At 69.2% G+C, this 1,070-nt stretch carries 1 protein-coding gene; it reads left to right on the top strand.

Annotated elements, in window-relative coordinates; all coding sequences use genetic code 11:
- Nucleotides 1-9 precede the first annotated feature (9 nt).
- Nucleotides 10-1,070, top strand: a 1,061-nt coding sequence (locus FLW16_RS42890) for an amino acid adenylation domain-containing protein (RefSeq protein WP_312847200.1), incomplete at its 3' end; no start/stop codon positions are given.

Here is a 1,070-nt window from a genome sequence, read left to right as displayed (position 1 = left end):
GCGGCGTATGTGATTTATACGTCGGGGTCGACGGGGCGGCCGAAGGGGGTGGTGGTCTCGCATGGCAACGCGGTGGGGTTGTTGCGGTCGGCGGGGCGTGAGCTGGGGTGTGGCCGGGGGGATGTGTGGTCGGTGTTTCATTCCTTCTCCTTCGATTTTTCGGTGTGGGAGGTGTGGGGGGCGCTGGCGTTCGGGGGGTCGTTGGTGGTGGTGCCGCATGGGGTGGCGCGTTCGCCGGAGCGGTTGGCGGATGTGCTGGTGGAGCGTGGGGTGACGGTGTTGTCGCAGACGCCGACGGCGTTCGGTCAGCTGGTTTCGCGGTTGCGGGAGGGGTCGCGTCTTCGGGTGGTGGTGTTCGGGGGTGAGCGGCTGGACATGGCGGGGGTGCGGTCGTGGCGGTCGTGGCCGGCGGTGGCGGGGTTGCCGTTGGTGAACATGTACGGGATCACCGAGACGACGGTGCATGTGACGGTGCATCGGGTGGGGGAGGAGGAGTCCGGCAGTCCGATCGGGTGGGGTCTTGCCGGGACGCGGGTGTGGGTGCTGGACGGGTTCTTGCGTCCGGTGCCGGTGGGGGTGGTCGGTGAGGTGTTCGTCGGGGGCTGGGGTGTGGCGCGGGGGTATTGGCGGCGGCCGGGGCTGACCGCTGAGCGGTTCGTGCCGGATCCGTTCGGTGGGGGTGGGGGGCGGTTGTATCGGTCGGGGGATCTGGCGCGGGTGTTGCCGGGTGGGGGGTTGGAGTATGTGGGGCGGGCCGATGCGCAGGTGAAGGTGCGGGGGTTCCGTATCGAGCTGGGCGAGATCGAGCATGTTCTGGCTGCTCATCCTGTGGTGAGCGGGTGTGCGGTGGTCGCGGCGCCGGATGCTTCTGGGCTTGATCGTCTGGTGGCGTATGTGGTGGCTGATGGGCCGGTCTCGGTGGCGGCGTTGCGGTCGTTCGTGTCCCAGCGTCTGGCCGATCACATGGTGCCGGCGGTGTTCATGCTGGTGGACCGTCTGCCGATGACGGTGAACGGCAAGCTGGACCGGGCCGCGCTGCCCGCTCCCACGAGTGACCGGGCGGCGTTGAG

The organism is Microbispora sp. KK1-11 (assembly GCF_006874435.1).
GTDB classification, from domain to species: domain Bacteria; phylum Actinomycetota; class Actinomycetes; order Streptosporangiales; family Streptosporangiaceae; genus Microbispora; species Microbispora catharanthi.
Note: the sequence above shows the minus strand (reverse complement) of the source record. Positions and strands in the feature narration are given on the sequence as shown.